Annotated in this window: 6 protein-coding genes and 2 pseudogenes; 1 reads left to right on the forward strand and 7 read right to left on the reverse strand. The window is 57.9% G+C overall.

Going from position 1 to position 8290, the window contains the following annotated elements; genetic code table 11:
• From ACOT0L_RS23395 to ACOT0L_RS23410, 4 genes and pseudogenes are all read right to left on the reverse strand, one after another.
• Window positions 1–131: pseudogene (locus ACOT0L_RS23395) on the reverse strand (LysR family transcriptional regulator); the annotation flags it as partial.
• 27 nt (window positions 132–158) lie between these two features.
• On the reverse strand, window positions 159–1373 hold the full coding sequence (floR, locus tag ACOT0L_RS23400; protein ID WP_000214122.1) for a chloramphenicol/florfenicol efflux MFS transporter FloR: 1215 nt from the start codon (window positions 1371–1373) through the stop codon (window positions 159–161).
• A gap of 216 nt (window positions 1374–1589) precedes the next feature.
• Window positions 1590–2474: a DUF3363 domain-containing protein gene (locus ACOT0L_RS23405; protein WP_001447541.1), complete on the reverse strand. Its 885-nt coding sequence runs from the start codon at window positions 2472–2474 to the stop codon at window positions 1590–1592.
• Window positions 2475–2504: 30 nt separating this feature from the next.
• Window positions 2505–3335: pseudogene (locus ACOT0L_RS23410) on the reverse strand (IS91-like element ISCR2 family transposase); the annotation flags it as partial.
• 63 nt (window positions 3336–3398) lie between these two features.
• Between ACOT0L_RS23410 and ACOT0L_RS23415 the strand changes: the two are divergent.
• On the forward strand, window positions 3399–4103 hold the full coding sequence (locus ACOT0L_RS23415) for an IS6-like element IS1006 family transposase (RefSeq protein ID WP_001067784.1): 705 nt from the start codon (window positions 3399–3401) through the stop codon (window positions 4101–4103).
• Between the two features lie 84 nt (window positions 4104–4187).
• Here the strand turns inward: ACOT0L_RS23415 and ACOT0L_RS23420 are convergent, their stop codons facing one another.
• From ACOT0L_RS23420 to ACOT0L_RS23430, 3 genes are read right to left on the reverse strand one after another with little or no spacing between them, the layout of a single operon-like run.
• Window positions 4188–4664, reverse strand: coding sequence for a hypothetical protein (locus ACOT0L_RS23420; RefSeq protein ID WP_223171565.1), 477 nt, complete (start codon window positions 4662–4664; stop codon window positions 4188–4190).
• Entirely contained in the window at window positions 4598–7549 is a 2952-nt protein-coding gene (locus tag ACOT0L_RS23425; protein ID WP_015344976.1) for a Tn3-like element TnAs3 family transposase, read from the reverse strand. Before ACOT0L_RS23425 ends, ACOT0L_RS23420 begins: the two co-directional genes overlap by 67 nt.
• A gap of 2 nt (window positions 7550–7551) precedes the next feature.
• Window positions 7552–8112, reverse strand: coding sequence for a recombinase family protein (locus ACOT0L_RS23430; RefSeq protein ID WP_000147567.1), 561 nt, complete (start codon window positions 8110–8112; stop codon window positions 7552–7554).
• Between the last annotated feature and the right edge of the window lie 178 nt (window positions 8113–8290).

Genomic DNA, 8290 nt, shown 5'->3' on the forward strand with positions numbered 1-8290 from the left:
CCAAGTGCCTTGGCCGCATGCCGAAAATTCAGATGCTCGGCGACGGCGATGAACTGAACAAGGGAAATGAGCGGTATCCTGCCAGACAGGATACCGACATTCACGAGGTTTCGATGGTTAGTGCGCCGCATCGGAGCGGGCCTGCTACCAGTCGTCGGTTAGACGACTGGCGACTTCTCGGTGGCAGCCCCACGGAGCCGAAGGAGCACCAGCCCCAACGAAACCAGTACCGCCATCGCCGTGGCGTAACAGATCACGGGCCACGCTGTGTCACCGTTTAAAAGTGCCACCGCCAATGTCCCGACAATGCTGACTATCAGGCTTTGAACGCAGAAGTAGAACGCGACCGCTGATCCCGCGATGTCGTCGAACTCTGCCAAAGCGCCGTTCGCGGTAACGGACACCGTGAAGACAATACCGACCGCGACAACCCACATCGGTAGGATGAAGGTGAGGAATGACGGCGAGCCGTAAAGTTCGCCGATCCCCAACAGGACCGCTCCGCAAACAAGCAACGCCATCCCACGCGCCACGCATCCTGCGATGCCCCATCTGGCGACAAAGGACTTCGCGAAACGGGTTGTCACGATCATTACAAGCGCGACAGTGGCGAAGGCAAAGCTGAATCCGATCTCGGAATATTCCGCTTGGCCTATGAGCACACGGGGAGCCGTCGAGAAGAAGACGAAGTAGGTGCCCATACCGGCGCTAAAGCCGACAGTGTAAACCCAAAAAGCCGGACTCGCGAAGATCGGCAAGACAGATCGGCGCGTCTTGACTTGATCCAGAGGGCGGGTTTCGTGCCACCTGAAACCCGCATTTAGGAGTGCGAGCATCGCCAGTATAGCCAAAGTAATGAATATCGCCTGCCATCCCAAGAACTCGCCGATCAATACTCCGGCGATAGGGCCGAGCGCAGGCACGAACGCCAGCATCGAACTGAAAAGGCCGTAGATGACGACACCCTCAGGACGGTTGGCATAAACGTCGCGAACCGTCGCGAACGTCGCCACCAGCATGGCCGACGCGCCCACTGCTTGAAGTAGACGGAAAGCGACAAAGGCCGGTGCAGTTGAAGACCAAGCTGCTCCCAGAGACGCAATGACGAAAGCCGTTGCGCCCGCAAGTAGAATTGGCCGTCGCCCGATTCTGTCTGAGAGCGGACCAAAAATCACCTGGCCCACGCCGAGCATCACCATATAGAGGCTCAACGTGAGTTGGATCATAGCGGGCGTCGTGTTCAGGATGCCGGGCATCGCTGGAACGACAGGGAGATAAATATCCATCGCCAGTGAAGCGAGGATGTCGAAAGGAGCCATCAGCAGCAGTGCTGCCGGCAGCGTATAGGCCCACGCGGGGCGTGTGGTGGTCATGACGAATCAACCCTCGATTAAGGAATACCGGGCGACGTCTGCTCGTCAGCAATCAGATGAGACTAGCCTTACAGAGCGCCGCAACAACAATACTGGTTGTTGCGGCTTACTTGTCTGCTGACTTGGAATTTCCCATCTGATTACTCCACGCTTACGAATATGAATTGCTACATTTTATCCGATTATCTTTTGCTTCGCAATGCGGCATGGGCGCACTCAGCGTTCCAGCCCCCTCTGCCGCCCTAACTGCCACGACACCGACCCGCCCTGCACGATGCCCATAACCTCGCGGCCGAGTTGGCGGTCGATGATCGGCCGCCACGGGACAAGGGTGAACTCATGGGATTTCTCGACCACGGCGAACTTGCCGCTCGATAGATGCACGGTTCCGGTAAACTTGCCGCTGACGCTCTCGCCGTCCGTGGCGGCGCGGAACGGCAGGCCCTTACTCAAAGCCATATCCGATCCGACGCCGGCTACCTCGCGCTCCCGCAGGATGGCGAGAAGGTTGCGCCGGTAGAAGACGCGGCTGTCCCGGCTGCGGGTGGCGTCGCCCTGTTCGATATGGTGCTCGCGGCGCTGGTCCATGGCTTCGCGGACTTGTTGCCCGAAGCCGGTTGGCGCAAGGTCGGCCGTCTCGCCGTGGATCAGCCGCCGGTCCAGCCAGGTCGCGCCGTCCGATCCGATCTGTTTGTTCAGATCGACCGGGGAAAGGACGCGAACGCTGGCCTGACTGTCTCGGCCGGCGTCATGGGCGGCGGCACGGCTGACCAGATCATCGGGGATGCGCCATTGGTCGGCGTCGATCCGCTCGACGATACCGGCCCGGCGTAGCGCCTCCAGCCGGCGCACATGGGCATCGACATAGCCCTCATAGTCGCCGCCTGGAACGCGGCACGTATAGGAAGAATAAACGCCCTTTTCACCCAAGTCCAACAGCTTTGGACCGCAGTTGACTCTTTCGACACCCCTGCGATGCAACCCAATCCGGCTGACGGGGAGCCAGCAACGCTGAAAATTTACCCTCCTCTTTCCCACTAGCGGCTCCTTTTCCGACAACCAGCACGGCGGATCCCTGCCGCGGCGCTGTGAACGCAGCATTTTGATTGGTATCGTTGGCCTTCAGGCTCGTCAGTCAAACAGACCCAGGAGCAGCTCAGCCGGTGGCGCCCGGCTTTCGGGTAACGCCCTGGTCCCGCTGGTTTCGGCTTTGTGCTTCAGGTGATCAAGGATCTGCTTGATCACTATAGGGTCTTCAATGCAGGCGATGACTTTCATGGCGCCGCCGCAGCCGCTGCAGGTCTCGATGTCGATATTGAAAACACGCTTGAGCCGTTGCGCCCATGTCATCGACGCTCGCCGTTGTGCTGGTGTTGCCGGTTCATCAGCCACCCTGACCTTGTTGCCCCTGCCCCGTTTTGCCGGCGTGACCAACGCCCGGTGCCGACTGTTGGGTGCGAACACCCCGTGGAAGCGGGTTAGGTTGACTCTGGGCTTCGGTACCAGGGCGGCCAGCCTTGCAATGAAATCCAATGGTTCGAAAATGACGTGCGTGGTGCCGTCCCGGTACGGCGTCTTGAGCTGGTAGCGCACGTTGCCGCCTCGTGTTAACGACAGCCGCTTCTCGGATACCGCCGGGCGGCTGATGTACCGGCACAGCCGTTCGAGCTTCTTGCGTTCATCGGCCCTGGCCGCCACGCCGGCGTGCAGGCTGGACCCGGCTACCTTGCCAATCCCGTCACCGAACGGATCACCACTGGTCGGCAGAGTTTGCAAAGTGAACACCTTTCGCCCCGCCTGTGAACCGACAGCGATACGGTAAGTGATCGAGTGCCCCAGCAGGGGTGTCATCGGGTCGTCATCCACCGCATCCGAGGCCAGATAGCTGTTTTCGACATCCCGTTCCAGCAGGCCTTGCCGTTCCAGATAGCGACCCACCCGGTGGGCGATGGTGTGCGTCAGCGGCACTGTTGCAAATAACCACGAATGGTAAGCTGAAGACTGTTTTAGCTAAAGGTGCAGCATATGAATCCTTTCCATGGTCGGCATTTTCAGGGCGAAATCATTCTTTGGGCTGTGCGCTGGTATTGTAAATATGGCATTAGCTATCGTGAACTGCAGGAAATGCTGGCCGAACGGGGTGTGAATGTTGATCACACGACTATTTACCGTTGGGTTCAACGTTATGCTCCTGAAATAGAAAAACGTTTACGCTGGTATTGGCGTAATCCTACAGATCTGAGCTCGTGGCATATTGATGAAACCTATGTAAAAGTGAATGGACGATGGTCTTATCTGTATCGTGCAGTCGATCAACGTGGCGATACCATTGATTTTTATCTTTCTTCTAGACGTAATACCAAATCAGCATATTGTTTTCTTGGAAAAATTTTAAATAATGTGAAGAAGTGGCAAATTCCACAAGTGATCAACACGGATAAAGCACCCACATATGGACGTGCTTTATCACGGTTAAAACGGGAAGGTAAATGTCCACCAGACCTTGAGCACAGGCAGATTAAGTATAAAAATAACGTGATTGAATGTGATCATGGCAAGCTAAAGCGGATCATCAGGGCCACATTAGGATTCAAATCTATGAAGACGGCTTATGCCACAATTAAAGGTATTGAAGTCATGCGTGCACTACGTAAAGGACAAGCATCGTCATTTTATTATGGTCAGCCTCAGGGTGAAGTGTGTCTAATCAACAGGGTTTTCGGTCTCTAAGTACTTTTTAAAGGGAACATCATCGACTCAAATCTCTATTTGCAACAGTGCCAAAAAAACCAACTTCAAGTTGGTTTTTCTTTTTTAATCATCAGTGGCGACCTTAACACCATATCCAATTAAACCTGCAAGGCTAGCATAGGCTATTTTGGCATAAATCGAACCCCACCAGACCGTAATTTTACTGGCACCAAATTCCCGAACCGTTTGCCCCATAAAATTAGTGGTTTCATAGAAATTTTTAGCAGAATAACCTAACGCAATATGATCAAGGACAGGGAATAAACTAAAAGCTAAACCTACTGCTGCTGCGGGGAAAGTAAACTCTCTTGATAGACCGAATTTTCCAGTAATAAATACAAGCGATACCACGATAATTAATCTAATGATAGTCCATAGCATCACTGTGAAAGGCAAGTTAAAGATGCCTGCTCCCTGCCACGCAAGACCGCAAACAACTAGGGGTCGTCTCAGAAAACGGAAAATAAAGCACGCTAAGCCGGTTGCAGAGGCCGTAGCGGCCTGAACTTCCCCGCGCCGATCTTGGCGCTGCTGCGCCATAGGTAATCACCGGTCAGGTTGATGTGCTCCCAGCCGAGTGGCGACAGGTACTGCAATAGCGAGTCATCGACGGCATGACCATTGCCGCGCAACGCATGCGCCGCACGCTCCAGGTAGACCGTGTTCCACAGCACGATGGCCGCCGTCACCAGGTTGAGGCCGCTGGCCCGGTAGCGCTGCTGCTCGAAACTGCGGTCACGGATTTCACCAAGGCGGTTGAAGAACACGGCACGGGCCAGCGCATTGCGCGCCTCGCCCTTGTTCAGCCCGGCATGCACGCGGCGGCGTAGCTCGACGCTTTGCAGCCAGTCGAGGATGAACAGCGTGCGCTCGATGCGGCCCAACTCGCGCAGCGCGACGGCCAAGCCGTTCTGGCGCGGGTAGCTGCCGAGTTTCCTGAGCATCAGCGAGGCCGTCACCGTGCCCTGCTTGATCGAGGTGGCCAGCCGCAGGATTTCGTCCCAATGGGCGCGGACGTGCTTGATGTTGAGCGTGCCGCCGATCATCGGCTTGAGCGCGTCATATGCGGCATCGCCCTTCGGGATGTAGAGCTTGGTGTCGCCCAGGTCGCGGATGCGCGGCGCGAAGCGGAAGCCCAAGAGGTGCATCAGGGCGAAGACGTGATCGGTGAAGCCCGCCGTGTCGGTGTAGTGCTCCTCGATCCGCAGGTCGGATTCGTGGTACAGCAGGCCGTCGAGCACGTAGGTTGAGTCGCGCAGGCCGACATTGACCACCTTGGTGTGGAATGGCGCGTATTGGTCGGAGATGTGGGTGTAGAAAGTCCGTCCTGGGCTGCTGCCATATTTTGGGTTGATGTGCCCCGTGCTCTTTGCCTTGCTAGCGGTTCGGAAATTCTGTCCGTCCGATGATGATGTGGTGCCATCGCCCCAGTGCCCGGCAAAGGGATGCCGAAACTGAGCGTTGACCAGTTCAGCCAACGCTGTCGAGTACGTTTCGTCGCGGGTATGCCAGGCTTGCAGCCAAGCGAGCTTCGCGTAGGTCGTGCCGGGGCAGGACTCGGCCATCTTGGTCAGGCCCAGGTTGATCGCGTCGGCCAGGATCGTGGTCAACAACAGGTTCTTGTCCTTGGCCAGATCGCCCGATTTCAAGTGCGTGAAGTGCCGGGTGAAGCCCGTCCACTCATCGACTTCGAGCAGCAGTTCGGTGATCTTGACGTGCGGCAGGACCATGGCTGTCTGGTCTATCAGCGCCTGCGCGGTGTCGGGCACCGCCGCATCCAGCGGCGTGATCTTCAAGCCCGACTCGGTGATGATGGCATCCGGCAGGTCGTTGGCTGCCGCCATGCGGTTGACGGTGGCAAGTTGTGCTTCCAGCAGCGTCAGCCGCTCATGCAGATATTGTTCGCAGTCGGTGGCCACGGCCAGCGGCAATTCGCTGGACTGCTTGAGGCTGGTGAACTTCTCGGGCGGTACCAGGTAGTCCTCGAAGTCCTTGAACTGGCGTGAACCCTGCACCCAGATGTCGCCCGAGCGCAGGGAGTTCTTCAACTCGGACAGCGCGCACAGTTCGTAGTAGCGCCGGTCGATGCCGGCGTCGGTCATCACCAGTTTCTGCCAGCGCGGCTTGATGAAGCCGGTCGGTGCATCGGCTGGCAGCTTGCGGGCGTTGTCGGTGTTCATGCCGCGCAGCACCTCAATGGCATCAAGCACGTTTTTGGCGGCGGGCGCGGCCCGCAGCTTGAGCACGGCAAGGAATTCCGGTGCATAGCGGCGCAGGGTGGCGTAGCTCTCGCCGATGCGATGCAGGAAATCGAAGTCATCGGGTTGCGCGAGCTTCTGCGCCTCGGTGACGCTCTCGGCAAAGGAATCCCAGGACATGACGGCCTCGATGGCGGCAAACGCATCGCGGCCTGATTGCTTGGCGTCGATCAGCGCCTGACCGATGCGCCCGTACAGACGTACCTTGGCGTTGATGGCCTTGCCTGACGCCTGGAACTGCTGCTGATGCTTATTCTTGGCAGCGTTAAACAGCTTACCCAGGATGCGGTCGTGCAGGTCGATGATTTCGTCGGTGACGGTGGCCAGCGCCACGAGAGTGGCGTAGCGCCGTTGCGGCTCGAATTTGGCCAGGTCGGCGGGTGTCATCTGGCCGCCCTCGCGGGCAATCTTGAGCAGGCGGTTCTGGTGAACCAGCCGCTCGATGCCGGTAGGCAGATCGAGTGCCTGCCATGCCTTGAGGCGTTCGATGTGTTCCAGCATATGCCGCGAATTTGGCTTGGCCGGAGACTGGCGCAACCAAGCCAACCAGGTCGTCTTGCCGTTGTCCCGGCGCTTGAGCAGATCGTCGAGGCGGCGGCGATGCGCGTCCGCCAGTGGTTCGGCCAAGGCGTCGTAGATGCGCCGGTTAGCACGGGTGATCGCCTCGGCACTCGCCCGCTCGACGGCGTTGAGGGCGGGCAGAATGACCGACTGCCGCCGCAGGTGCCCGATCAAGGCGCTGGCCAGCACGATGCCTTTGTCGGTTTGCATCGCCAGCTCGGTCAGCATCTGGACGGCCTGCCGGTAATGGCTCATGGTGAAGGGCCGGAAACCGAACACGGTTTGCAGCTCGCTCAGGTGCTCGCGCCGGGTCTGCTCCCGCTGGCCGTACTCGTTCCAGCTTTCGACGCCGACCTTGAGCTGGTCGGCGACCAGCTTCAACAAGGGCGGGAACGGTAGTTCATCGACGCCCAGGATGACGCCGGGAAAGCGCAGGTAACAGAGCTGCACCGCGAAGCCCAGCCGATTGGCTGGCCCGCGCCGCTGTCGGATGATCGAGAGGTCGGTATCGTTGAATGTGTAATGTCGGATCAGGTCGTCCTTGGAGTCCGGCAACGCCAGCAGGCTTTCCCGCTCGGCGGCGGACAGGATGGAACGACGTGGCATATTTACTGATCCGTTCTCAAGTATTGATACAGGGTTTCGCGACTGATTCCGAATTCACGAGCAAGCTTGGTCTTTTGCTCGCCAGCCTCGACACGTTGGCGCAGTTCGGCAATACGCTCAGACGACAGGGATTTCTTCCTGCCACGGTAAGCCCCGCGTTGCTTGGCGAGCGCAATACCCTCGCGCTGACGCTCGCGGATCAGGGCGCGCTCGAACTCGGCGAACGCGCCCATCACCGAGAGCATCAGGTTCGCCATCGGAGAGTCTTCGCCAGTAAAACTGAGGTGTTCCTTGACGAATTCGATATGCACGCCGCGTTGTGTCAGCGTTTGCACGATCCGGCGCAAATCATCGAGATTGCGCGCCAGGCGATCCATGCTATGCACCACCACGGTGTCGCCGGTGCGGGCGAAGCTTATCAGCGCTTCCAGTTGCGGACGCTTGACATCCTTGCCGGATGCCTTGTCGCTAAAAGCGCGATCAACCTTGACGCCTTCCAGTTGCCGTTCCGGGTTCTGGTCGAAGGTGCTGACCCTGATATACCCAATGCGCTGTCCAGTCATGGAATTCCCTGCAAAATGTCAGGGAAGACTCTATGACCTTCAACGAGATATGTCAATAAATTCAAAATTCAATCCTATCCTGACGCAATTTACACATGGCATCTGACATCAGGTTAGGGTATGCCTCAATCTGACGGCTGCGAACCGCCAGGGACAGGCGCAATGTCAGATTCTGTCG

This window comes from Enterobacter cloacae complex sp. XAL002 (assembly GCF_049236805.1).
Lineage (GTDB): Bacteria > Pseudomonadota > Gammaproteobacteria > Enterobacterales > Enterobacteriaceae > Enterobacter > Enterobacter intestinihominis.

What these genes read in the sequence shown, in the direction of transcription:
- ACOT0L_RS23425 (WP_015344976.1), bottom strand. Translation starts at nt 7,549, where the DNA reads ATGCCACGTCGTTCCATCCTGTCCGCCGCCGAGCGGGAAAGCCTGCTG.
- floR (WP_000214122.1), bottom strand. Translation starts at nt 1,373, where the DNA reads ATGACCACCACACGCCCCGCGTGGGCCTATACGCTGCCGGCAGCACTG.
- ACOT0L_RS23415 (WP_001067784.1), top strand. Translation starts at nt 3,399, where the DNA reads ATGAATCCTTTCCATGGTCGGCATTTTCAGGGCGAAATCATTCTTTGG.
- ACOT0L_RS23420 (WP_223171565.1), bottom strand. Translation starts at nt 4,664, where the DNA reads ATGGCGCAGCAGCGCCAAGATCGGCGCGGGGAAGTTCAGGCCGCTACG.
- ACOT0L_RS23405 (WP_001447541.1), bottom strand. Translation starts at nt 2,474, where the DNA reads ATGCTGCGTTCACAGCGCCGCGGCAGGGATCCGCCGTGCTGGTTGTCG.
- ACOT0L_RS23430 (WP_000147567.1), bottom strand. Translation starts at nt 8,112, where the DNA reads ATGACTGGACAGCGCATTGGGTATATCAGGGTCAGCACCTTCGACCAG.